Genomic DNA, 25386 nt, shown 5'->3' with positions numbered 1-25386 from the left:
AGTTGGGGCAAGAAATGTTCAGCTCTGATCAATAAGGCGGAATCTAGGCAAATTAAGACAATTTGCCTAGATTCCGCCTTATTTTCGAAGCAGTTACTTTCCGGAAAGCAGAAAAGCAACGATAGAACACCAGTTATTAATTTATAAAAAAGAGTAAAAAAACAGATTTTTTTAGCAAAAACTAAATGTTTAGGAGCAAAATAGACAGGAACAATAATTTAGAGAGAAGTGGTGACTTTGACACAACTAAAAAAAATTGGCCAACATCAAGTACTCATCGTTTTGATTGCTGGCTTTTTCTTTTGGATGAAAACGATTTTTGCCTACTATACTGATTTTTCTTTAGGCGTAGAAGGAAGCATCCAAACGTTTATTTTATGGATCAATCCAATAGCGACAACGCTATTGTTTTTTGGGATTTCTTTGTATTTTAAGAAAGTCAGAACAAGTTTGATCGTTTTATTTATCATCGATTTTTTAAACACGTTATTGCTATATTTGAATATTATTTTCTATCGTGAGTTCACAGATTTCATTACCGTTAAATCAGCACTAGGTTTCTCCAAGGTTTCCCAGGGATTGTCTGGTAGCTCTTTTTCTTTGATGAAGCCTCATGATATCCTTTATTGGATCGATATCGCCGTCTTTGCTTTTCTGCTGATTCGCGTATTTATAAAAAAAGTACCATTGAAAGCACCCCCTGTGCGTAAGCCAGTGGCGGTTGCGGTGACTTGTTTGTCTGCGTTGATCTTTTCTGGCAATCTGGCAATGAGTGAAGCGAATCGCCCTCAATTATTGCAACGGACATTCGATCGTTCTTATATTGTCAAATATCTTGGACTTGATGCCTATACGATTTATGATGGGATAAAAACAGGGATCACTAGCAGTGTCAGAGCGCATGCAAGCAGCAATGGCTTAGATGAAGTCCTCGATTACACCAAATCTCATTACGCTGTTCCTGATCCAGAGATGTTTGGACTTGCAAAAGGAAGAAATGTGATCGTATTGCATTTGGAAAGTTTTCAACAATTTTTGATCAATATGAAAGTAGATGGACAAGAAGTCACTCCTTTTTTAAATAGTCTCTTTACCGATCAGGGAACAATCAGTTTTGATAACTTTTTCCATGAAGTTGGACAAGGGAAAACCAGTGATGCTGAGAACATGTTGGAAACCGGGACGTTTGGGTTACCCCAAGGTTCGTTGTTTACAGAATTAGGTTCAGATAATGTGTTCCAAGCTGCTCCAGCCATCTTGGATCAGACACAAGGCTATACCAGTGCGGTTTTTCATGGGAATGTCGGTAGTTTCTGGAATCGTGATCATGTATACAAAAATCTAGGGTATGATAATTTCTTTGATCGCTCATATTTCGATGATTCAGATGAGATGCTTGGCTATGGTATTTTAGATAAAAATCTATTTCGAGAATCCGCAAACTATCTCGAACATTTGCAACAACCATTTTATGCGAAGTTTCTTTCTGTCACGAATCACACCCCTTATTATACAGATGACAAAAACTTTGATTTTCCTTCGTTAAATACAGGAAATAGTACCGTTGATAATTATGTGCGAACGGCCCATTATTTAGATCAGTCGCTCAAACAGTTCTTTACTTATTTGAAAGCTTCTGGGATTTATGACCATTCGATGTTCGTGATTTACGGGGATCATTTTGGTATCTCAAATACGGACAATAAAGACCTTGCTTCAGCATTAGGAAAAGATCCAGAAACATGGGGCGATTTTGATAATGCGCAGATGCAAAGAGTACCGCTGATGTTCCATATTCCAGGTTATACAAAAGGAACAGTCAAACATGAGTATGGTGGTGAAATCGATGTATTACCAACTTTACTCCATTTATTAGGAATCGAGGACAAAAATTATATCCATTTTGGTACAGATTTACTTTCACCTCAACATGATCAAGTCGTGGCATTCAGAAATGGGAATTTTGTCGCGCCGGATTACACCGTATTAGGTGGAAAAATCTATGATACGAAAACAGGGGCATTACTTGAAGAAAACCAAGCAGCGGAACAAAAAGTCGCACAAGAACAAAATCAGGTAAAAACAGCTTTGAGTCTTTCTGATAAACTCAATCAAGAAAATCTTTTGCGATTCTATGTGCCAAATGGATTTACGACGATCGATCCTGCAAAGTATGACTATAAGAATCAAGTGCAACGGAACCAACAAATTGAAAAAGAAAAAGGTGCAGCCTCAACAAGTGTCTATTCTAAAAATCATGATCAAACAACAACCAATCTATACCCTGCAGAGGATGGATCGGCGGACAAACCATAGACATGGCTAGATGTCGGTGAAGGAGCAAGCTATCTGAAGGCTTCTTTCACAACCTATGATAAACGGTGTTCGAAAGCCAGCTCCTTCAATATTAAGTCAAAACTTGAAAAAATATAGAAAGCTATTTCCTCAAGTTTCGTCTTAATATTCGGAGCTGAACGGCTTTCTCACAACCTGGATCAACGGTGTTCAAGTAGCTGACCTTCAACACTAAACAGAAAAATCAAAAAATATGAGGAACTATTTCCTGCCTTTTCATCTTACTGTTCAGGTCAAAGCGCTTCTTTCACAACCTTACTAAACTTCTAAAAAGTTGTCATTTCACTTTTTAGAAGTTTTTTTATTGTTCTTCAAATATTTTTTTTATTTATGCGTACTTAATTAGTGAATGCAATAAATATTTCGATAGTTATTTCTCTTTTTCGGTTGTTGTTCTGACGAAGAGGATCTTATTGGAAAATGCACACACTAAAGGAGGCATATTATGCACGATGGAGAATTGATCAAAAAATTACGGGTAAGTCGCAAGTTGACACAGTCACAATTGGCAGAAGGGATCTGTTCAAAAACTTCGCTTGTGGGGATCGAGAATCGTACGATCAAAAAAATTTCTTTTTTAACACTGATGGCATTTCTTGATCGGTTGAATATCACACTTACTGAATACGAATCGTTACGAAATCAAGTGGAAGAACCACGGAAAACGAGAAAAACACGTAATCTTTTGAATAAAGTTCAGGAGGATGATTTTGATCCCTACAAAGAAATTGCCGACAATCGCAAGCAATTTAAGCGAACGGCTGATCTTTACTATCTCGTACTGAATATACATATGTATTGGAAATCAAGTGTGAAGCCAGATATCCAATTGGAATTTTTGGGATATGAGATACGAATGATCGAAGATTACTTTATGAAACTGAAAGAATTTGGTCGATATGAACTAGACTTATTAGCAGAGTTCCCCTTTATTTTCAGCGATTCCTTTATCGAAAACAATTATTTGAAAATTAAAAAACGAATGCGTAAAGCAATGAAGTCAGGTTATGATCAGTGTTTGTTTCTTTTTTTAAAGAATTTGACTATCTATTATATCGACAAAAAAAGATATAAAAAAGCACGAAGCATCAATGAAGATATGTATCGTTGTTTAGGTTTGAAATCAAAGACAGCAGTCATTTACGAGAGTTTGATGTCCGATTATTATCGTCGATTGATCGCCACCGCATTAGGGGAACCCATCAAAAAAGAGGAGTTTGAGTCATTATTTGCAGTGATCGAGTATACCTTAGGCAAAGAAGAGCGAGATGAATTAGAAGAAAAACTATTGTCTATCCAAGCACAACGCTAGAGATTTGCTGAAAGCGGCTATTTAGTGGGCATTTGACTTAATACAAAAGGAAAACCAGTCCCTCTAGTATTGAGTCAATCTTCTCACTAAACGTGTGGAGCATGACCTCTAACAGAAGGACTGGCATATCAATAAGATGATCAAAAATTTATGCACTCAAAAAGTCAGTGAGCAAAAAATTTATTTTTTCGCATCTTCTACTTTCTTTGTATCGAATGGCGGAAAGAAACGTGTGATCTCAGTATTGGCTGCATCTCGTGAATCCGAAGCGTGAATGATATTTTCTGTACCAGGTAAGGCAAAATCGCCTCTGATCGTCCCAGGAACGGCATCCGCTGCTTTTGTTGCACCGACCATTTTGCGTACGAGATCGATCACATCTTCACCTGTTAATACCAGATAGACGACTGGACCAGAAGTCATATAGTCGATCAAGTCATCGAAAAAGCTTCGATTAGATAGATGTTGATAGTGTTCTTTTGCTAGTTTTTCAGTCATCGTCGCGAATTTCATTTCAGCGATTGCGAATCCTTTTTCTTCAAAACGCTGGATGATTCGGCCAATCAAATGACGTCTTACCCCATCAGGTTTGATAATAACAAGTGTACGTTCCATATCCTTCACTCCGATCTGTTGTGATAGGTTCATTATACCTAGAGAAAGAAAACATGACAAACGAATCCCTTAGAGTTTCAATTTTTTTGAAAATGTGTTTGACATTCCAGCCAATAGTTGTTACATTAGGTGAGGGAAAACTGAATAAGATTTGTTAGGTGAGGCTCCTATACAAACATAGGCTACTGCCCAAAAATGTCGAGAGACGCCAATGGGTAGAACAGGAATTGTCGAGATAAGGCTTTTCATAAGGTAGCTAAAAGCGCTTTTGCTTTTTACGTTGTATAGTGCCAAAACTCAACGAGTAGATCATCCATGCTTTTTTTTGTGCACTTTTTTGACCTTTCGCTGAGTTTTGGCGAAAGGTTTTTTGTTTCTCACCAATCTGTTTTTTCAAATAAAAAGGTGTTAGAGGGTGATCAAGTTGGGAAGTTGAAGTATCCAGTAGTCGGCCAAGAAAGTAATTTAAGTAAACGAAAGGAGATGAGAACAAATGGATGAAAGTCCGGTGTACAAGGAGACAAAGCGTTGGTATGTTGAGACTATTATCTATCTGTTCTCAGCGCCTTTAGAACACTCTGTCTCCGTTGATTAGATAAACGATCAAGCGCACAACAGATATCAGTGTGTGCTTGATAAGATCAAAGGAGGAACACGAGATGGAAAAAAAGAAAGAAACAAAAAAAGTCTACGCTGGTTTTGCTAGTAAAAATAAGCAACAGTTATTTGACTTATTTCAAACAACACAAAAAGGCTTGTCTTCAGAACAAGTAGAAAATTTAAGAGAAACTTATGGAAATAATAGTATTTCATATGGAAAGAAAACGCCGTTTATTGTAGAAGTGATCAAGGCGTTTATCACCCCTTTCACATTAGTATTGATTGCTTTAGGAATTATTTCTTTTATCACCGAGTATCTATTAGCTGCTCCAGCAGATAAAGATTTGTTTGGTGTAATCATAATTTTTGCCATGGTGTTAGTCAGTGGCACGATGACCTTGATCCAATCCGTACGTTCGAACCAAGCTGCTGAAAAGTTGAAATCATTGGTGAAAGTAACAGCTGCCGTAAAACGAGATGGTGAATACAAAGAAATTCCTATGGAGGAAATTGTTTGTGGCGATCAAGTTCGTTTGTCAGCGGGAGATATGATCCCAGCAGACATGCGGTTGCTTTCTGCTAAAGATTTATTTATCTCACAAGCGGCATTAACGGGTGAAAGCTATCCCGTTGAGAAACATGCGACTGTGTGCTCTGGAAGAACACAAAGCGAAACGAGTTATGAAAATATTGCATTCATGGGAAGCAATGTGATCAGTGGTAGTGCAGAAGGTATCATCATCTCTGTTGGGAACGACACGATGTTTGGACATGTGGCACAAAACTTATCACAAAAACCGATAAAAACAAGCTTTGAATTAGGCATCCAAAAAACATCCATGTTGTTGATCAAATTCATGGCATTGATGGCACCAACTGTGATCGTGATCAATGGATTTACAAAAGGAGACTGGTTAGAAGCATTCTTGTTTGGTTTATCAGTCGCTGTTGGGTTAACACCAGAAATGCTACCGATGATCGTTACGACAAATCTGGTCAAAGGTGCCAGTGCTATGGCAAAAAAAGGAACAGTCATCAAAAATCTAAATGCCATTCAAAATTTTGGTGCGATCGATGTCCTTTGTACAGATAAAACAGGTACATTGACTCAAGATAAAATTATTTTAGAATACCACATGGATTGTGAAGGAAATGAAAATGACCGAGTACTGCGCCACGCCTACTTGAATAGTTACTACCAAACTGGATTAAAGAATCTTTTAGATGTTGCCATTATCGATGAAGCAGTTGAGACGTTAGATACAGAGAAGATTCGTTATCAAAAAGTAGATGAAATCCCCTTTGATTTTGAACGTAGAAGAATGAGTGTCGTGGTGGCTGACCCAGCTGGAAAAACGCAAATGATCACAAAGGGTGCAATCGAAGAAATGTTAAGTATCTCTTCATACATCGACCTTGGTGGTGAAGTCAAACCATTGACTGCTGAACAAAGAGAAACAGTTTTGGCGAAAGTGAAGGACTTGAATGAAGATGGGTTGCGTGTGATCGGTGTCGCGCAAAAAACGAATCCAAGTGTCGTTGGAGAATTTTCAGTGAAAGATGAGTCAGAAATGGTCTTGATTGGCTACCTTGCTTTCCTTGATCCACCAAAAGAAACAACCAAACAAGCATTGAAAGCTTTGAAAGATCATGGTGTTGCTGTAAAAGTATTGACTGGTGACAACGAGTTGGTCACACGTTCTGTTTGTCGACAAGTAGGCTTACAAATCAATGAATTGATCACTGGCGAGAAAATCGCTGAGATGTCTGATAAGGAATTAGGAAAAGTTGCTGAGGCACATGATGTCTTTGTCAAATTGAATCCGCAACAAAAAGCACGATTAACCACTGCCTTACGTAACAATGGTCACACAGTAGGTTTTTTAGGCGATGGTATCAACGACGCACCAGCAATGAAAGTCGCAGATATCGGTATTTCAGTAGATACAGCAGTAGATATTGCAAAAGAATCAGCGGATGTTATCTTGTTAGAAAAAGATTTGATGATTTTAGAAAAAGGATTATTGTCAGGTAGAGAGACTTTCGGCAATATTATGAAATACATCAAAGCGACAGCTAGTTCAAACTTTGGCAACATGTTTTCTGTCTTAGTAGCTAGTACATTCCTTCCATTTTTACCTATGCTACCGTTACAAATTTTATTCTTAAATTTGATTTATGATGTATCTTGTATCTCTTTGCCATGGGATAGAATGGATAAAGAATATTTGCATGAACCAAAAAAATGGGAAGCATCAAGTATTGGCAAATTTATGGTGTACTTCGGACCAACGAGTTCCGTTTTTGACATCACGACCTATCTATTGATGTACTTTGTGATTTGTCCAGCAGTGGTTGGTGGAAGTTACCATACATTGACTGGCTCACAACAAATTCTATTTATCGCATTGTTCCATGCTGGTTGGTTTGTTGAATCTTTATGGACGCAAACCTTAGTGTTACATGCGTTACGGACACCTAAAGTGCCTTTCTTGCAAAGTAATGCCACTTTTATTATGTTTTCAATTACAACATTAGGTATTCTGGTAGGTTCTGTTCTTCCTTTTACTAATTTTGGTGAAGGACTAGGATTGTTACCATTACCAGCTAACTATTGGATTTGGTTGATCGTGACTGTTATCGCTTATTTAGGATTAGTTACATTCATGAAAAAAATCTATATCAATAAATTTGGAGAACTATTGTAAAAGAAAATCTTTTCTGCACTTTCGTACGAGGAATTTGAGCATCCTTCAGGTAAGATTTCAATAAAAAAATAAACTTCATTTAAATGGTTCGCTTATTCTATAAAATTTTAGTGAATCGCTGCATCGTTCCATCAATAGTAAAACGCTGATAGATTAGGTATTTTAAATACCTAATCTATTTTTTTTCTGCGCTACTAAAAAAGTCAAGTACTCGCGTAAGTTATATTTAAATAATTTTTCAAAAAAGAATAAATTATATTTAAATATAACGGAAACAAGCGTTATACAATGTGTTCGAGCGATTGTTTAAAAGCAATCTATTATTACCCGTTGCCAGCTATTGTTATGTTGGATAAAGAAAATCTATGATTCAAGTAAGACTCAAAATGCTTGATTTTTAGAAAAACTAGATAACGATAAACCATTGATATAGCAGTTCGATCAAACATTGAATCAAATGGATCATTTGTCTCACTTCTTGACTCGCAACGGGATAAGGGGGCGAAGAATGGATCAATTGAAGCAATCCGACGGGGAAATACTCTTGGGAAATACGATCATAAGAGTATGCTGGGAATCGTGGCTTCAATAGAAGCGGGAATGATATATTGTCGTAGTTACTCTAAGTAGATTTAAGCGAATAACTAATGATAAGTGAGTGTAGTTGGGGTTACGGTCACGAATAGTTGCGCTATCGTTTATAAAAATAGCTGTTTGTTTAGATCGGTAGCTAATAATGTTGAGACAGGTAGATAAAATTTTTGTTACAGAGGTTTGAGTCGAAAATAGTAGAGTCTAAAATTGATCCTTTAAGGTCGGAACATAAGTGTTCAAACAAATAAGCCATCATTCATGAAAAATTGTATTTTACAAATTTTTATGAATGATGGCTTATTTATGAAAAATGGTGTTTGGGAATAGAATGTATTCATTTTTGAAGGGATTACGCATGGTAATTCGATGAGTATAAACAAAAAAATAAGATTATAATGCAAAACTCGAAATAAAAAAACAACAAAACGCACTCGAAAAAATAGCCGTTTAAAAAAATGACTGATTCTTTACTATAATATAATTCATGAAAATTTCATTCGTTTTTCATGGTAGAAAATTAAATAAGCAGAAAATGGGTGATAAAGCGAATTAGCGACACATGATTAACGTTGATATAACAGCTTTTTTACTTTCAATTGATTTTTTTTTGAAATCGCTTGTTATTTTTTAAAGTCAAATAATATGCTCTGAAAAAAATTAATCGTTTTTCAGTAATAAAGAAATTTTTTTTAAAAATAACTGGATTTAACATTATACAATACAAAAAGAATCAAGCAAGCAATAATAATTATCAATAAGTTAATTTTGTTGTATGAAGCAGAAGGGAAGATAAGATGAAAAAAAATATTGTTATGTGTGTTGCCGCAATGCTTCTTTTTTCAGGAATAACTTCTCCATTGTCAACCGTCGTGCAGGCAGTGGATGCTGAAAATGACTCAGTCACTCTATCACCCACAACTCAAACAGAAGAGTCGATTGATCAAACCATGCAAAGTGAAGAGACAGTCACACAGACAACAGAATCAGTAAAAGAGGAGGTGAAACAGTCAGAGGCGCAGACACAAGAATCGACGACTGAAGAAAAACACTTTACTTTAACTTTTATGACAGATAGCACTCATTTATTCGAATCAGGAGCGGAAGTTAAAGAACTGACAGTGAAGGAAAACGAAAAATTAGCAAGTAATGATATCCCGAGTTTTGCGGATGATCAACCATTGAACGGTTGGGAAGTTGAAGGCAAACTCTATACGAATGAAGAAATCAGCCAATTAACAGTGACGAAGGATCTACAATTAAAAGCAGTATTTAAACAACAGGCGTTCCGCTCTTTGAGAAGTACAGATGCTTCGATCAAAGATACGATTGCTACCGCGGATAAGACGAAAGTACTTGTTGTACCAAATCCCACAGATAGCACGCAAGCTTACCAGACATATGCTGCATCAGATGCCGGAGTAAAAGCGGCATTAAATGATTTGTATCATGCGGGCAATATGCAAGATTACGTCATGTATATTGGATCAAACGTCACATTAACAGCTGCAACAGTCGCTAACAATATTCCAAGTACGGTCGATGCAACTAATGCTACGTTTGCCTCATTAAAAGATAAAGTAAATAAACTAGTGATCACTGGCCATTCAGATGATCCAATCACACAAGATTTAACGGTACCATCTGGTGCAAAAACACTTGCTTTTACTGCGAATGCTTACTTTGGTTCAACGATTACTTTACGAAATATTAGCTATACCGGCTCTTACTTCTATATGAATGGACACAGCTTGAATTTGAATGGGGGAGCAAACGGTAATGGTATTTCAATCTATGGTGGAACCAATTCAGGAGATGTCGTAGGGAATCCGGTAATCACCATCAATACGACAGGTTCTTATACATGGAATATCTTTGGTGGTAATCAAAATGGCGGCACGCTGAAAGGGAATACGAGTATCGTTATCAACAATACGAATAATGGGGGAATCAATACATTAGCAGGAGGAGCTAATATTGGTACCGTTGATGGAAACGTCTCTACGATTATCAATAATGCGGGTGGACGAATCACGAATTTGTACGGTGGTGGAAATGGAACCAGTGCGACCAATACAGCAAATGTTACGGGCACTGTATCTACAACTATCGGGATTACAAATAGTGCAACAGGGTTTCAATTAAGTACCTTTTATGGTGGTGTCATCTACGGGAATATTGGTGGAAAAGTAACCAATAACATTTCAGGTTATGGTCGTTGGTACGGCGCAGGGGAACGATTCATCGGTGGGTCCTCTCGAGGAAATATCGGAACCAATCGTTCAACTGACGGAATCGAAACAAATTTGGATAGTAGTTTATACAGTGCTGGACGGGCAGAATTTGAAGGCGGCAATCGTTATACCGGTACGGTCACTGGGAATATCACGAATACGGTCAAAGCAGGAACCCCATCTGCCGGTGGAATCAATGACTTCAATGGGGGCGCCGGCAATAACGTGGTTAAATTCAATAAAAGTGGGATTGGAGCATCAAATGAAACAACCTATGATGCGTATACACCACAACAAAGAGCGGATTTAGCCAAAGCTGCAGCAGAGTTCAAAGTCTTCGGTAACATCACCTCAAAATTAGTCAGTGGTTCATTCAATAATGGTGCAATTTGGACAACAGCAGCAGGTCGCGGTGGCTACATCGAAGGTAACACAACGATTGAAGTTGGAACGGCTAATGCAGATGGTTCAATCGGCGGAGCTGGCTTTGCCTATTCCGGATCAATGCCAACCGATTTAGCCTATTCGACCACGAAGAAAAATCGTGGGGAAGCTTCTGGTTGGGACGTTGTAGGTGGAGGTGGTTATCCTGCTTCAAATGATACATGGGACATCTATATTAAAGGAGATACACAAACAGTATTAAATAATACTGTAGCGCGATGGACTTATGGTGGTTCTTATTCAGGGGTTATTGAAGGAAATAGCTCAAACATATTAAATGGTGGAATCGCTGATACGTTAGAAGGTACAGGCTATGCAGGTACACGTGTGTATGGTAACGGACAAACCATCGTCAATGATGGTCAAGTAGACTGGTTCTTATCTGGTGGCGGATGGGATGACAAAAAAATTGTCGGAAACGTAGGAGTGACCGTTTATGAAGGCGTCATTAATGCTTCAATGGGTGCATCCTATGGCGCAAGTGGTGGACATACTGTCACTGGAAATTCAGATAATCGCATCTATGGTGGGAACTTCTCTGGTACTCCACGAACTGGTTCTAATGGCTTTTCTGGTGGTATCACAAACTATGGGTCACTACTTGGAAATGCTAGTTTACTCATCGATTTACGAAACTATGACGGTGAATTCAAGTTGCCAGGTAATACGTATATCACAGGTGGACGACCATATGGACAAAACACGAATTTGGGGACATCTGCAGACAATACGATTACGTTGAATATCTTTACCAAACCAGGTGTGGATTCATTAAATGGTGCGAGCATTTATGGGGATGGTGGTAGTAATGCTGCGTACACCAAAAATGGCTCGATCCAGATGAATATCCAAGCGGAGGGTTCTAGTATTGGTAATCTGTATGCTACACAGTATTCCAATATCAGCAGTGGGAAAATTTTGCGTAATGTTACTGCTAATGTTCAAGGAGCGGTCAGCATCAACGGTTTATCCGGTGGTTCAGCGAGTGATAACTTTACGAATACGATCGCTAGTGCTAGTACAAACAAAGTCGTGTTCAATTTTGGTGAGACTGTCGATGGTACAAACAACTATCAAACTGATCCAATCAATCTTACTGGACTAGGCATCGTCAATTTCACCGAATTAAATGTAACAAACGGATTGAAATTAATGGCAAATGGCGGAAATATCAAAAATGGTTTATCTGCGACTGCTGCCAATCATGCAACAACCTATCATTCATTTGGGGACATCCATCTGTCAAAAAATGCTGGGATCGGCGTTTCAACTTCTAGTAACTTAATTTCAGCAGCTAAGTTAACTATAGAGGATGAAGTCACTTTAGAAACGATTCCTGGAACAGGAAAAGTCAATATTTCAGATGTCGAGTTTCCTGATCCTGCAAAAGATGAATTAGTCTGGATCAAGTCAACTACTGGAGATTCAGCAACGCAAGTAGATAGTACCGGTACATGGTTCGGTGCAAATAAAGCCTATCAAGTTTTGACAATCAATCCAACGATTGCCAATGCAACAAAGCTAACACCTTTGAATTTCAGAGGAACTGAAAAAGCAACTGGGAAAAGCTTCATCGGAGATAACGATGTCTCAAAATCCGGTAGTGGTTATGGTATCGCCATACCTGGTTCAGTTATCGATTATGAAGTAGAAAATCCTGGGATCGCTCAAGGCAAAGGAAGTATTTTTCATGACGTCAGTGAAGTGAAAGAAGGAAATGCGCCATTAGTCCTGAATGCATGGGGAACAGAAACTGCAGGTACAAAAGTTCAAAAAGGGCGCTTGGTGATTCCATCAGGAAAAGGTATCACACCAAAATTAAGCTTTGAACCAGAAACACAAACAACTGGTTCATGGTTGTACCAAGCAGAAATCATCAGTTCAAAAAAAGGAGATACCCCGACAACGATTGCTGAACAAAAGGATTCTTCAACGATCGATTGGCAATCGCCAGATAGCGAATACAGTTATGAAGTCAAAGTGAAGTATTCGAATGCAGCTGAGCTTTCTGCTAAAAATGTGATCATTTCTGAAAAAGAAGCACAAGATTTAGTCGATAAACAATCGATTTTAACATTGATGGAGGCGAAGGGACGTCCATTCTTTACGGATTCGATCACCGCTGATGTGATGGACGAGATCAAGCAACCACTAGCTGCAGATGAAGTTTCCAGAAAACATGTCATTGATTACAAAGTCGGTACGACAGGGAATGAAAAGGAACAACAAGCAAACTTGATTGTTGTAAAAAATGAAGCAACGATTTCGACGGATCGCAGTTTTGCAGTCTATGCAAAAGATGTTCGGATGAGTTTATCTGATGCCAATGGGTTGACGTCTCAACAAGAGTTGAATCAACGAACACTGGCACAAGTGATCTTAGCCGATGGCAGTGCGAATCAAGTACCAACGTTGACAGACGCAACGTTTTCAGCAATCAAGAATGCGACAGAAGCGGAAGTTTTAAAAAATGTTTCAACGACGTATAGCTATCAACTAAATGGAATAACAACTGAAAAAACAATCAATGTAGCAATTACAGGGACATTAGAGCTTAAAGAAGTACCAAATACGATGAATTTCGAGACACAAAAAGTTAAGACAACGACTCAAACGTATTGGCCATTGATCGAAGGTGATTTGATCGTGAAAGATACAAGAGGTTCTGAACGGGATAGTTGGCAATTGACAGTCACTGAAAAACAACCTTTGACTTCGGGGACAACCCAACTTTCTAATATACTTTCATTTACAGACGGTACAAAGAATACCGTACTCGGCCCCAATGCAGTGATCGTGGAAGAGAAGACACTGACGACAAATGGTGAATATCTTGTCAATCAAGAGTGGGGACAAACGAACAACAAAGGAATCAAGTTAACTGTTCCTCCGGAAAAACAAAAAGTCGGAAGTTATCAAGGAACATTATCATGGTCATTGGTTGCAGCACCTGGTAACCCATAGAAAACACGACGATAGAGAATAGGTGGGAAAGATGAAGAAAAAAAGGTGGAAGATCCTTGTGTTGTTAGGACTTCTTTTTACTCAAACGCCAATTGGTCTAGCCGATGAAGAGCAATCGTTCAAAAGTGAGGGTGTTACAGGATTTTATGGCACCTATGAATATCCTGAAGCAGGAAGTAGCAGTTCCGAAGAAGGGGTGGGTGAGCCAACTTCCCCCAGCTCTACTCAAGAGGATCAAACGTCCTCTGAAAAAAATGGAGCAACTGTGGAACAGCAAGAGGCGATACAAGGGGATAGCAAACAGTTACCAAAAACTGGAGAATACAGAAGTAAACAATTTACGATTATTGGAAGTTTCCTTCTTTTGATCGTATTGATAATTATTGTTATAAAAAGGAGAAGAAGAGAAAAATGAAAAAGACAACGTTGTTAACAGCTGGAATTATTTTATTTAGTACACTAGTAGGAACAAGCACAGTATTTGCTGCGGATGAAACTGCAAGCTATGAGACAAATGGAGTGATCGCATTTGAAGCAGATACCGATCCAACAAACCCGGTTGATCCAACTGATCCAACAAGTCCGGTAGAACCAGTAGATCCAACTGATCCAAATGGACCAAATCCAGGGACGAACGGACCATTATCAATTGATTTTGCTTCAAGCTTCCAATTTGGGAAACAAAAAATCACTACTGTCACAAAAGACTACTATGCACAGATCCAAACATTCAAAGATGGAACAGACGGACCAAACTACGTCCAAGTAACAGACAAACGTGGAACACAAGAAGGATGGAGCTTATCTGTCAAGCAAGACAGTCAATTCAAAACTGCTGCTGATGAAGAGTTATCTGGTGCAGTACTATCCTTAAGTAACGGTGCAAGTGCATCGATCATGGATGATCAATACAAACCAGATCTAGTAACACAAAACACATTGACTCCTGGAAGCGAATCAGTCTTGATGACTGCTGACGCGGGTAAAGGCATGGGAACTTGGATCTACAAATTTGGTACGGATGCCACACAAGGCGAAACTGCTGTAAAACTTAACGTACCAGGTAAAACGGTCAAATTAGCGAAAGAGTATAGCACCACATTGACATGGAGCCTTAAATCTACTCCAGCACCATAAAAGAAAAAGGCAGAAAATGAATCACTTTGGGGGATCGTATGAAAAAAACAGTAAGTGGTTTAATGATCATTAGTCTTTTGACAGGAGTTACGGTTACCGTCCAAGCAGTCGATCAAGCAAAGTATACAAGTAACGGTACGGTCAATTTTATACCTGATACGGAACCAACCGATCCAGTCAATCCAATCGACCCTGATCCAGACAAACCGGTTCATCCAACTAATCCAGATGGAACCGACCCAGAACCAGGTACAAAAGGGCCACTATCGATCGACTTTGCTTCAAGTTTTGATTTCGGCATGAATAAGATATCGAATAAAACAGAAACCTATTATGCCAAAGCACAGACTTATGTAAATGACGATGGCACATTTTCGGATCTAGTCACACCAGATTATGTCCAAGTGTCTGATCACCGAGGAAATAATGCTGGTTGGACATTGAAAGTATGTCAAAACGGTCAATTTAAGAACGATGACACATTAAACAACACGTTGACTGGCGCGGTAATCGAATTGCAAGATCCGGTAGTCAAATCAAATGCAGAGGGTGTGGCTGCACCGACTGCGACCACTGAAATCGCCTTAGATCCAAACGGTGCAGAATCGATTGTTCTAAGTGCAGGACAAGATGCAGGTTCTGGCACGTGGATCGAAGCGTGGGGGGATAAAGTGGAGACAATCACAATGAAAGACCAAAAAAATAAAGACGTATCCTCAATGGTTACAAAAAGTGTTTCATTGACCATCCCGGGTAAAACGCCGAAAGATGCAGTCACGTACTCAACAACATTAACTTGGAATCTATCTGATACACCAGGAAATTAAGAATGGAGAAAATAAAAATGAAAAAATCACAAATGATCTTATTATCAACAATGTTATTAGGCGGAGTATTTAGTACAGTTAGCGTAGCAGCAGCTGATGGTGGAGAGTATACTTCAAATGGTGTCATCAATTATGTGCCAAATACAGAGACGACTGATCCAGTTGATCCACTTGATCCAGAACAACCAGTGACGCCAGTTGATCCAACAAATCCTGATGGTAAGCCAAATCCAGGTACAAATGGACCATTGTCGATCGACTTTGCTTCAAGTCTAGTCTTCGGTGAACAAAAAATCACATCTAAAACGCAAACATACTATGCTGCAGCACAAAAATATAAAGATGCAAGTGATGTTGAAAAAGAAGGACCAAACTTTGTTCAAGTATCTGACAACCGCGGAACTGAAACAGGTTGGACATTGAAAGTAAAACAAAATGCACAATTCAAAACAGCGGAAGACCAAGAATTGACAGGTGCAAAAATCACATTATCAAATGGTAATGTCGTGACTGGTTCACAATCAGCAAAACCAACAGGCGTTGCAACTTTCAGCTTAGATCCAAGTGGTAGTGAATCATTAGTGATGAGTGCGAAAAATGGTGAAGGTGCTGGAACGTATTTGATGGATTGGGGAAATTCAGTGGATACCGCGAAAAATAGTATTGCACTAGAAGTACCAGGTTCAACGACAAAATACGCAAAAGCTTATCAAACAACGTTCACTTGGACGTTAACAGATGCGCCAGGAAACTAATCGAATACAATCTGGTCAAGGCAAAAATGAAAGAACTTTTTGTCTTGACCTCAAAAAAATTGGTGCAACGCAGTGATATTAGTTACCTTTGAAGGGATAGAACGCTTCTGTCATAGCCTCGCCAACATCTAATTTATCAGGGAGTTAAAAATATTATGAAAAAAAGATTTATCCTTATTGTCAGCCTCATTGTTGCCATGCTAAGTATGGTTCCAGTCCAATCAACTTTTGCATCAGAATTTAATTTTGCGGTTACCCCAGTGATTCCTGAAAATCAAATCGATAAAGAAAAAACATATTTCGATCTATTGATGGAACCTGACAAACAACAAACAATCGAAGTCCAATTACGCAATGACACAGACAACGACATCACGATCGAAACCACGATCAACAGTGCAACAACTAATTTGAATGGTGTGGTGGAGTATGGTGAAAATAAAATTGAACCCGATAATAGTTTGGTTTACAATTTAAAAGATTATGCGAAAGCAGAGCCAGAGGTGACGTTACCAAAACATTCGGAAGTGACAGTGCCAATCACAGTCACGATGCCAGCAGAAAAATTTGATGGTGTCATGGCAGGCGGGATCACTTTTAAAGAAAAAACGGATGACACTCAGGACTCTTCTTCCGAAGATAAAGGATTAGCCATCAAAAATGAGTACTCTTACGTAGTTGCATTATTGATCCGTCAAAATATGACAGCGATCAAGCCTGATCTCAAAGCAACGAAAGTGGAACCCGCACAAGTCAATGCGAGAAATGTGATCAATGTACATTTGCAAAACCCTCAAGCGGTTTACTTGAATCAATTGAATGTAGCAACAACGATCACGAAAAAAGGATCAGCTGAAGTGCTGTACGAAAGCCAAGCCGAAAGTATGCAAATGGCGCCAAATTCTCACTTTGCTTACCCCATTTCTTTAAATGGTGAAAAGTTGGAAGCAGGGAAGTATACGATGAAGATGACTGCTTACGGCGAAAAAGCTGAAGATGGAGAATACAAAGTCAAAACTTCTAATGGCTCTGAGGAAACCTATAAATATAAATGGGAATTTGAAAAAGACTTTGAAATCAAAGGCGAAGTTGCTAGGGAATTAAACGAAAAAGATGTGACGATCGAACAAGACAATACTTGGATCTATCTATTATTCGGTATCCTATTATTATTGATTCTTTTACTTCTATTTATTTTTTGGAAAAGAAAAAAACAAAAAGATGAAGACGAATCTGAAAATAAATAATATCAATCCCTGATAAAAAAACGTCTGACTGATCAAATAAATAAGATCAGTCAGACAATTTTTGCTTGGAAACGTATGGTTTCACTTACTTAAAATGTCTAATCAAAAAAGGGGGAGAAAAGTGAAAAGACAAAAAATCGCCATATTAGGAACACTTTTGTTCGCGGCAGTCTATTTTGAATCTTCCAACTATATATATGCAGAAACGATCATTTATGATCCGTTGAATCCAACAGAAGAAATCCAAATTCAACCAGTTACTCCCCAACGGCCTGTAACGGATGAGAAAGAAGCAGAGGTTGAACACACCGAACAATCACAAGATACTGCAATTATAAATAACGAAAAGCAGAAAGTTGAAGAACAACCACCAGCCGAATTACCGTATCAAGATTCTTCAATTCCTAAAAAAAAGCGACCAAACAAAACAAAATTATTAGATAACCAGGGCGATATTATTAGCCAGATTGCTAGTACATCACGTAAAATAACCTTAGATGATCAATTTTTTTCTGATGATCACTCTCATAGCCAAGTGATGTTGCCACAGTCGAGTGGTTCTGGTTCTGCTAGTTCAGATAATAGTCAGATGGCAGCAATGAGCTACTTATTTTCAGGTACGATACTCTATGGAGAAAAACCAGAAGGTAGAGGAAATCAAAATGTTCAAACTATTTTTAGATAAGCCAGCGCAACGAAAGTTAGAGTTGCTACGTTATTTGGAAACAAAGCCACTTTTAATTGAAAATCATGAAAAAGTGCTGGAAGAATTGGATATCTCTTATTTTTTGCTGAATAAGTCAATGGAAGAATTGTCACATGATTTTGTGGACTATGGGCTAACGGATGAATTTCAACTGTTTTTCGAAGGAAATAACGTCCGACTGATTGAGAGTGGTCGAGGGAATTCGACAATTTTAGGTGAAATGTATGTCCGCCATTCCTTTGGTTTTTTGATGTTACAAGAAATATTTTTTGAAACGTTCGAATCTGTCAATGACTATGCGATCAAGAATTATATCAGTCATCCCCTCGTCTACCAAAAGCTGAAAGACATGCGTACGAGATTAGCAGACAAAGAACTTACAGTCACAAAAAAATTCTTACTAAGTGGGGAAGAAGGCTCTGTACGTGGATTGGTGACGTTTTATTTCACCAAATTATACGGACGGGCTTATTCGGTTTATCCAACAGAGATCACGAAACCAGTGGAAGAATTGATTCGGTTGCTTGAACCGAAATTCGCTGCTTCTTTTACAGGTTTTAGTGAAACAAAACTCCAACATTTTCTTTCAGTCAGCTTGATTCGAATAAAGCAAGGTTGGCGAATGTCCGAGAATAAAAAAAGTCAATTGACATTCAATAAAAAAATGTTAGAAACTAATGATTTCTTTCGAAGCATATTTTCTTGGCTTGAAAAAGAGGCAAAGATCGATACGGAAAAAGAGCTATATAGCGAAGCGCAACAGATTTTTGCTTATCTTGTTGTCGAAGGCGCAATCAATGAGCCGGAACTTATTGAGGGAGTGACACTAAAGGAAATACTTGCCTTGAATGACTTATTTCTTGAAGAACTTGGACAAGCATTTATTCTCTCAGAGAATCAGCTAAAAGAAATCAGAAGACAGCTGACGGTCTTGCATTTGAAGATCAAATATTTCAAAGAAGAAAATATTGATGACAATAACAACCTGGATGTCACTTATTTTTATGAAATGTATCCAGAATATTTTTTGTTTTGCAGAGATTACATCAAAAAACAAAAAAAGAACAAGCAAATTTGGCTCGCAAAAGAATTTTTATTTTTTCATTATGTGTTAGTTATGATGGATATATTACCCATCGATCAACAATTGAAACCGCTCCGTATTTGCATTGATTTTTCCTTTGGACCACAATTTAATGCGTTGATCAAAAATAATATCCAGAAAATCTCTGACTTGAATATCATCTACCAAACGAAGGCAGATGATGAAACAGATCTACTTTTGACAGATAAAGAAATCTGTTCTTTTGGAGACTTGTTCCAAATCATTTGGTTAGTTCCTCCAAGGGCAGTCGATTGGGCTAATTTTACGAATCAATTATTAAAGATTCGTAGAAATAAAATAACTAAAATGAATCCGAATAATTGAGTACGGAGGGTGAGTGTAATTATTACTCATAACAAAAATGCTTGAGATCCCATTGGTTTGAATGAAAAAACATGATACACTACAGATATTGTTTTTTTGAAAGGATCAGTGGATATGAAGGGTGCAATATTTGACTTAGATGGACTATTAGTTGATACAGAAAGAACTTATCGTGACGGTTGGCTATGGGGATTCAAGCAATTTGATATCGAAATACCTCAAGAAATCGTTGATACATGGGGTGGAAAAAATTGGAAACAAAGCTATGATTTGTTGATCAAAATGGCGGGAACACCGGAAATGGTACAAAAGGTTCGCGAAAAACGAGAAGAATATTTTTATCAACAACTGCATAGTGGCGCTATCCAATTAAAACCTCATGCAAAAGAAGTATTGAAAGAATTGAATGACCAAAAACTCATTCTTGGTCTCGCAACGACGACGGTAACAAAACGAGCAAACAATATTTTGGATCAATTTTCTTTGAAGCCTTATTTTCATACATATACCTTTGGGGATGAAGTGTCTGAAAATAAACCTTCACCAATTCCTTATCTAACTGCGCTAGAGCGGTCGGGATTGACAGCGTCAGAAGCCTTTGCAGTGGAAGATTCTTTGGTTGGTGCGACCGCCGCATCACGAGCAGGAATGGGTGTTGTTTTGATTCCAGATTCAAGCTTTGATCGGGCTTATACCGAAAGAGAAAAAGCAGATTTATCGATCTTAGCAGAAGGTACCGATCTTTTGATCGTGTTGGAGATGTTAGAAAAACAAAAAGGAAAAAAATAAACGGCTGGAAATCCAGTGCCACCAACGATTTTTTTATTGATCAATCGACTGAGTGCATATTTTTTTAAATTTCTTGCTTGACTTTTTGTTTTCACTTAGATAAAGTGTTCTCAACAACAAAATATGGATTCGTTGATAAGGAAAGTAAACTTGGAAACTTCAAAGAGAGGCTCTGGTTGGTGGAAAGAGTCAAGTAAGAAAAGTTGAAAAATGGCCTTGGAGAATAACTTGTCGATAAGTAGGCAAGTTCGGAAATGTCTGACCGTTAAAACGGACAACCAATCTCTCGTCAAGAGATGTTGGATCGAGGGAAGGAAACTTCCGAATAAAGGTGGTACCACGATACGTCGTCCTTTTATCAGTAGATTTATGCTGATAAAAGGATTTTTTTTATATTTTTTGCGTTGAAATAGTAAGTACAAATACAAAAACCTTTAACAGAGAGCTTCGGTAGCTGAGAAGAAGCAAGGCGGCATGTTTGGAAAATGGCTATTGAGCAATTCACCCCGAGCAAAATTGTGAGACGGTGACGGTCGCAACCGTTAGCTTGCTAGAGTATGATTGTACTCGAAGAGGAGTTACATGTAAGTGTAACTTGAACATGAGGTGGTAACACGCAAAAAGGCGTCCTCAAGAAAGTGATGAGTCATTTTCTTGAGGATGCCTTTTTTTATCGTCAAACCGAAGGAGGAGTAAAAATGATTGAATTACAAGCAATAAATGTTTCTTTCCAACAAAAAGAAAAGACGATCCAGGCAGTGAAACAGGTGGATCTTTCGATTGCTAAAGGGGATGTTTACGGAATCGTAGGTTATTCAGGTGCTGGGAAAAGTACGCTGGTTCGTGTCATGAACCTGTTACAAAAACCAACAAGTGGCAAAGTCATCATCAATGGAACAGAGCTAGGAAAACTATCCCCGAAAGAATTACGAAAAGAACGAAAATCGATCGGGATGATTTTTCAACATTTTCACCTAATGGAAAGTCGCACGATTTTTGACAACGTCGATTTCTCGTTGAAATATACGAAAAAATCGAAACAGGAGCGTCGTCAAAAAGTTAATGAGCTTTTAACATTAGTCGGGTTAGAAGAAAAAGCTACTGCGTATCCAAAACAACTTTCAGGAGGACAAAAGCAAAGAGTTGCTATCGCTCGTGCATTAGCCAGTGATCCGCAAGTATTACTTTGTGATGAGGCAACGAGTGCCTTAGATCCAAAAACGACCCATCAGATTTTAGCTTTATTGAAAAAACTGAATCAGCAATTAGGATTGACAATCGTTTTGATCACACATGAGATGCAAGTCGTTAAAGAAATCTGCAACAAAGTAGCTGTGATGGAAAACGGGGAAGTGATCGAACAGGGAAGTAGCGTTCAGATTTTCAGTGCACCAAAAGAAGTTTTGACGCAAGAGTTTATCCGAACAGCCACCCACGTTGACCAAGCATTAGAAACGATTCGCTCGCATCGTGCTTTTGCAGATCAGTTGACCAATAAATGGTTAGTGGAATTGAGTTATGTGGGCACACAAACGAATGAACCGTTGATCGCACAACTTTATAGCAAATACCAAGTCAGTGCGAATATTTTATACGGCAATGTAGAACTATTACAAGAAACCCCATTAGGACGATTGATCGTTACTTTATCAGGAGAGATCCATCAACGAGAAAAAGCCTTGGCTTATCTTATTGAATCCGGTGTACAAGCAACGATTTTACAAAAAAATGGCGCAAGTAAGGAAATGAAAGTGATTCAAGGAGGACGCTGATATGACCCATTTCTTAGAAACCTATTTACCTAATGTCTATTTGATACCCGATGAATTTATTGAAGCGACGAAACAAACGTTGTATATGTCTTTTTGGACCGCGTTGATCGGAGGTGCGATCGGTCTTGGTTTTGGGATCGTATTGGTTGTGACACGGCCCCAAGGATTGCTTGAAAATCGCTTGCTTTATGAGGTGCTAGACAAGGTCATCAATGTTGTCCGCTCGATTCCCTTTATCATTTTACTTTCTTTACTGGCATTGACGACTCGCTTTTTAGTCGGTACTACGATCGGCGCGAAAGCTGCTTTAGTCCCTTTGATCTTTGGTGTTGTGCCATTTTTCGCTCGACAAGTGGAAAATGCGTTGTTAGAAGTAGATCCTGGAGTGATTGAAGCAGCCGAATCTATGGGAACCAGTCCAATAGGGATCGTTTTTAGAGTCTATTTGATCGAAGGCTTGCCAGGGATCATTCGTGTCTCTGCATTGACGATCATCAATGTCATTGGCTTGACTGCTATGGCAGGAGCAGTTGGGGCAGGAGGATTAGGAAACCTAGCTATTTCTCGTGGGTATAATCGTTTTCAAACAGACGTGACTATCGTCGCCACTTTGTTGATCTTGATCCTTGTTTTCTTAAGTCAATGGATCAGCAATTTATTGATCAAAAAAATATCACATTAAACTGGAGGAATCATCATGAAAAAACTCATTCGTTATACAGTACTTGCTTTTGTTGCACTTATTTGGTTGGCTGGCTGTAGCCAAGGCAATGCCGAAACAGACACAAAAAAACAAACGACAGTAAAACTTGGGATTATTGGAGAGGACACTGACGTTTGGGATGATGTCAAGGCACGTTTAGCAAAAGAAGATATTGACTTAGAATACGTGAAATTTACCGACTATAATCAACCGAATGCTGCATTAGCAGATGGCTCGATCGATCTCAATGCTTTTCAACATCAATTCTTTTTAGACAATTACAATACGGAACACGGAACGGATCTAGTCTCGATCGGCAACACAGTGAATGCACCTTTAGGGATCTATTCCAATACGATCCAATCCATTGATGATATCAAGGATGGCGCAAAAGTAGCTATTCCAAACGACGTCACAAATGGCGGACGGGCGTTGCTATTGCTACAAACAGCTGGTTTGATCAAAGTTGATCCAGCGAAAGGCCAAACGCCGACTACTTCAGATATCACTGAAAATACAAAAAACCTAGACATCTCTGAACTGGATGCCTCACAAACAGCTCGTGCATTGAATGACGTGGATCTTTCAGTGATTAACAGTGGTGTGGCAGTCGATGCAGGATTGAACCCAACGAGTGATGCTATCTTTTTAGAACCTGTCGATGACAGTGCCAGACCATATGTCAACATCATTGTAGCAAGAAAAGAAGATGAAAATAACGAAATCTATCAAAAGATCGTTGACACCTATCAAACGGAAGAAACAGCAAAAGTGATCGAAGAAACATCAAAAGGATCAAGCGTACCTGCCTGGGAAACATTTGGTGAAAAATAAAAAGCAAACTGGAGGAAGCCAATATGACAACATCTACTTTAACAACACATTCTTTTAAGGAAGCAATCCAGCAACGATTAGCTGAATATCAAGCATTAGCACTAGATATCCATGACCATCCTGAGGTAAGTAATTATGAGTTTTATTCCTCAGATGCTTTGATCAAACAATTAGAAAAAGAAGGATTTTCTGTCACAAAAGATGTTGCTGGTCATCGAACAGGATTTGATGCTCGTTACGCTTCAGGAAAACCAGGACCAACGATTGCTTTTTTAGCAGAATTTGACGCTTTACCAGGAATCGGTCATGCTTGTGGACACAACTTGTTTGGTACGTATTCTGTCTTAGCTGCCAGTGTCTTGCGCGAACGAATTGCTGAGATTGGTGGAGAGATTCGGGTATATGGCACACCTGGAGAAGAGGGAGGCGAAAACGGATCAGCTAAAGGAAGTTTTGTACGGGAAGGCTTCTTTGAAGATGTGGATGCGGCACTTTGTGTCCATCCCGCATATCGTTACGGCAAAACGACAGAATCATTAGCGAATGACCCGGTGGACATCAAGTTCCATGGTGTTGCTTCCCATGCAGCTGCCGCACCAGATAAAGGAGTGAATGCCTTAGAAGCGTTGATTCAAGTGTTTAATGGAATCAATGCGTTGCGCCTGCAACTGCCAAAAGACGTCAATATCCATGGGATCATCACGGATGGGGGAGTCGCTGCGAATGTGATTCCCGAATACGCAGCAGGTCGATTCTACTTACGAGCAAAAAATCGTCAGACATTGAATGAGGTGTATCAAAAAGTCGAAAATATCGTGAAAGGGGCGGCTTTGAGTACGGGAACAAGTTATGAATTTGGATTGTTCCAAAATTCTGTCGATGATGTGATCGTGACGCCTTCATTTGATGCGCTGTTCTTCAGTCATGCGAATGCAGCAGGTGTACCTGATGAAGAAATCGAAACAAAAGAACAAACAAGTCTAGGTTCTTCTGACGTTGGTAACGTGAGCCATGTGATTCCGACGATCCAACCAACCGTCTCGATTGCTGATGAATATATCGCCGGTCATTCGGAAGAATTTAAAGCAGCTGCTCGTAGTGAAAAAGGACTAGCTTCGATTGCCATTGCTGCTGAACTATTGGCAAATACTGCATTAGATCTATTTGGAAAGCCAGAACTTCTAGATAAAATAAAGCAGGAGCATCAAGCAATCCTTGCAAAAAAATAACGGAAAATGATGGATGGGTGAAAGGACTAGATCGTTATGAATCAAAACATTTGTTTTCAGAAAAAATACATTTAGATTGACAAATTGGACAGATGCAGGTAAACTTCATGAAAGTTCACTTTTCACCCAGTAGTA

17 protein-coding genes, 1 riboswitch and 2 other annotated features are annotated in these 25386 nt (G+C 38.7%); of the genes, 16 read left to right on the top strand and 1 reads right to left on the bottom strand.

Annotation, left to right across the window (positions count from 1 at the left end):
• Positions 1 to 237 precede the first annotated feature (237 nt).
• Together IGJ49_RS11215 and IGJ49_RS11210 are read left to right on the top strand one after the other, a co-directional pair.
• On the top strand, positions 238 to 2316 hold the full coding sequence (locus IGJ49_RS11215; RefSeq protein WP_023520139.1) for an LTA synthase family protein: 2079 nt from the start codon (positions 238 to 240) through the stop codon (positions 2314 to 2316).
• A 484-nt stretch (positions 2317 to 2800) separates the two neighbouring features.
• A complete protein-coding gene (locus tag IGJ49_RS11210) occupies positions 2801 to 3667 on the top strand; it encodes a helix-turn-helix domain-containing protein (RefSeq protein WP_010734713.1) in 867 nt (288 codons plus the stop codon).
• Positions 3668 to 3847: 180 nt separating this feature from the next.
• On the opposite strand, the gene ndk is transcribed toward IGJ49_RS11210, so the two are convergent.
• Positions 3848 to 4282 (bottom strand): nucleoside-diphosphate kinase, encoded by a 435-nt coding sequence (gene ndk, locus IGJ49_RS11205; protein WP_010734714.1) that lies wholly within the window; start codon positions 4280 to 4282, stop codon positions 3848 to 3850.
• Positions 4283 to 4425: 143 nt separating this feature from the next.
• A riboswitch (M-box (ykoK) riboswitch) is annotated at positions 4426 to 4598 on the top strand.
• A 343-nt stretch (positions 4599 to 4941) separates the two neighbouring features.
• On the opposite strand from ndk, the gene mgtA reads away from it, so the two are divergent.
• The 14 genes from mgtA to IGJ49_RS11135 all read left to right on the top strand — a co-directional run bounded on the left by mgtA (position 4942) and on the right by IGJ49_RS11135 (position 25251).
• A complete protein-coding gene (gene mgtA, locus IGJ49_RS11200; RefSeq protein ID WP_375152449.1) occupies positions 4942 to 7590 on the top strand; it encodes a magnesium-translocating P-type ATPase in 2649 nt (882 codons plus the stop codon).
• Between the two features lie 1388 nt (positions 7591 to 8978).
• On the top strand, positions 8979 to 13823 hold the full coding sequence (locus IGJ49_RS11195) for a beta strand repeat-containing protein (protein ID WP_438723455.1): 4845 nt from the start codon (positions 8979 to 8981) through the stop codon (positions 13821 to 13823).
• A gap of 31 nt (positions 13824 to 13854) precedes the next feature.
• Positions 13855 to 14238, top strand: a complete 384-nt coding sequence (locus IGJ49_RS11190) for an LPXTG cell wall anchor domain-containing protein (RefSeq protein WP_010734718.1) — start codon at positions 13855 to 13857, stop codon at positions 14236 to 14238.
• The gene (locus IGJ49_RS11185) at positions 14235 to 14960 is read left to right on the top strand and encodes a WxL domain-containing protein (protein ID WP_077151925.1); all 726 of its coding nucleotides are present in this window, start codon (positions 14235 to 14237) and stop codon (positions 14958 to 14960) included. The genes IGJ49_RS11190 and IGJ49_RS11185 overlap by 4 nt, the downstream gene beginning before the upstream one ends.
• A 38-nt stretch (positions 14961 to 14998) precedes the next feature.
• Complete coding sequence (locus tag IGJ49_RS11180) at positions 14999 to 15787, top strand: WxL domain-containing protein (protein WP_019724078.1); 789 nt, start codon at positions 14999 to 15001, stop codon at positions 15785 to 15787.
• A 17-nt stretch (positions 15788 to 15804) separates the two neighbouring features.
• Positions 15805 to 16542, top strand: a complete 738-nt coding sequence (locus tag IGJ49_RS11175) for a WxL domain-containing protein (RefSeq protein ID WP_019724077.1) — start codon at positions 15805 to 15807, stop codon at positions 16540 to 16542.
• Positions 16543 to 16697: 155 nt separating this feature from the next.
• A complete protein-coding gene (locus IGJ49_RS11170; protein WP_023520132.1) occupies positions 16698 to 17789 on the top strand; it encodes a DUF916 and DUF3324 domain-containing protein in 1092 nt (363 codons plus the stop codon).
• Positions 17790 to 17910: 121 nt separating this feature from the next.
• Entirely contained in the window at positions 17911 to 18474 is a 564-nt protein-coding gene (locus IGJ49_RS11165) for a hypothetical protein (protein WP_104776705.1), read from the top strand.
• The gene (locus IGJ49_RS11160) at positions 18452 to 19924 is read left to right on the top strand and encodes a helix-turn-helix domain-containing protein (RefSeq protein ID WP_010734724.1); all 1473 of its coding nucleotides are present in this window, start codon (positions 18452 to 18454) and stop codon (positions 19922 to 19924) included. Before IGJ49_RS11165 ends, IGJ49_RS11160 begins: the two co-directional genes overlap by 23 nt.
• Positions 19925 to 20038: 114 nt before the next feature.
• Positions 20039 to 20713, top strand: a complete 675-nt coding sequence (locus IGJ49_RS11155) for an HAD family hydrolase (protein ID WP_010734725.1) — start codon at positions 20039 to 20041, stop codon at positions 20711 to 20713.
• Between the two features lie 123 nt (positions 20714 to 20836).
• Positions 20837 to 21071: a binding site (T-box leader), on the top strand.
• A 37-nt stretch (positions 21072 to 21108) separates the two neighbouring features.
• Positions 21109 to 21348 (top strand) — a binding site (T-box leader).
• Positions 21349 to 21411: 63 nt separating this feature from the next.
• Entirely contained in the window at positions 21412 to 22485 is a 1074-nt protein-coding gene (locus IGJ49_RS11150; RefSeq protein ID WP_010734726.1) for a methionine ABC transporter ATP-binding protein, read from the top strand.
• Position 22486: 1 nt separating this feature from the next.
• On the top strand, positions 22487 to 23167 hold the full coding sequence (locus IGJ49_RS11145; RefSeq protein WP_023520129.1) for a methionine ABC transporter permease: 681 nt from the start codon (positions 22487 to 22489) through the stop codon (positions 23165 to 23167).
• Between the two features lie 15 nt (positions 23168 to 23182).
• Positions 23183 to 24022 carry a MetQ/NlpA family ABC transporter substrate-binding protein gene (locus IGJ49_RS11140; protein WP_153830179.1) on the top strand — a complete coding sequence of 280 codons (840 nt, stop codon included), beginning with the start codon at positions 23183 to 23185 and terminating at the stop codon, positions 24020 to 24022.
• 23 nt (positions 24023 to 24045) lie between these two features.
• The gene (locus IGJ49_RS11135) at positions 24046 to 25251 is read left to right on the top strand and encodes a M20 family metallopeptidase (protein ID WP_010734729.1); all 1206 of its coding nucleotides are present in this window, start codon (positions 24046 to 24048) and stop codon (positions 25249 to 25251) included.
• The last annotated feature ends 135 nt before the right edge of the window (positions 25252 to 25386 follow it).

Origin of the sequence: Enterococcus sp. AZ171, from assembly GCF_051714005.1 — a bacterium.
Classification (GTDB): Bacteria; Bacillota; Bacilli; order Lactobacillales; family Enterococcaceae; genus Enterococcus_B; species Enterococcus_B pernyi.
This window is presented reverse-complemented; position numbering and strand designations above follow the sequence as displayed.

Coding starts and splice junctions, on each gene's coding strand:
- mgtA (WP_375152449.1), top strand. CDS start 4,942: ATGGAAAAAAAGAAAGAAACAAAAAAAGTCTACGCTGGTTTTGCTAGT.
- IGJ49_RS11210 (WP_010734713.1), top strand. CDS start 2,801: ATGCACGATGGAGAATTGATCAAAAAATTACGGGTAAGTCGCAAGTTG.
- ndk (WP_010734714.1), bottom strand. CDS start 4,282: ATGGAACGTACACTTGTTATTATCAAACCTGATGGGGTAAGACGTCAT.
- IGJ49_RS11135 (WP_010734729.1), top strand. CDS start 24,046: ATGACAACATCTACTTTAACAACACATTCTTTTAAGGAAGCAATCCAG.
- IGJ49_RS11190 (WP_010734718.1), top strand. CDS start 13,855: ATGAAGAAAAAAAGGTGGAAGATCCTTGTGTTGTTAGGACTTCTTTTT.
- IGJ49_RS11170 (WP_023520132.1), top strand. CDS start 16,698: ATGAAAAAAAGATTTATCCTTATTGTCAGCCTCATTGTTGCCATGCTA.
- IGJ49_RS11145 (WP_023520129.1), top strand. CDS start 22,487: ATGACCCATTTCTTAGAAACCTATTTACCTAATGTCTATTTGATACCC.
- IGJ49_RS11140 (WP_153830179.1), top strand. CDS start 23,183: ATGAAAAAACTCATTCGTTATACAGTACTTGCTTTTGTTGCACTTATT.
- IGJ49_RS11175 (WP_019724077.1), top strand. CDS start 15,805: ATGAAAAAATCACAAATGATCTTATTATCAACAATGTTATTAGGCGGA.
- IGJ49_RS11155 (WP_010734725.1), top strand. CDS start 20,039: ATGAAGGGTGCAATATTTGACTTAGATGGACTATTAGTTGATACAGAA.
- IGJ49_RS11160 (WP_010734724.1), top strand. CDS start 18,452: ATGTTCAAACTATTTTTAGATAAGCCAGCGCAACGAAAGTTAGAGTTG.
- IGJ49_RS11180 (WP_019724078.1), top strand. CDS start 14,999: ATGAAAAAAACAGTAAGTGGTTTAATGATCATTAGTCTTTTGACAGGA.
- IGJ49_RS11185 (WP_077151925.1), top strand. CDS start 14,235: ATGAAAAAGACAACGTTGTTAACAGCTGGAATTATTTTATTTAGTACA.
- IGJ49_RS11195 (WP_438723455.1), top strand. CDS start 8,979: ATGAAAAAAAATATTGTTATGTGTGTTGCCGCAATGCTTCTTTTTTCA.
- IGJ49_RS11150 (WP_010734726.1), top strand. CDS start 21,412: ATGATTGAATTACAAGCAATAAATGTTTCTTTCCAACAAAAAGAAAAG.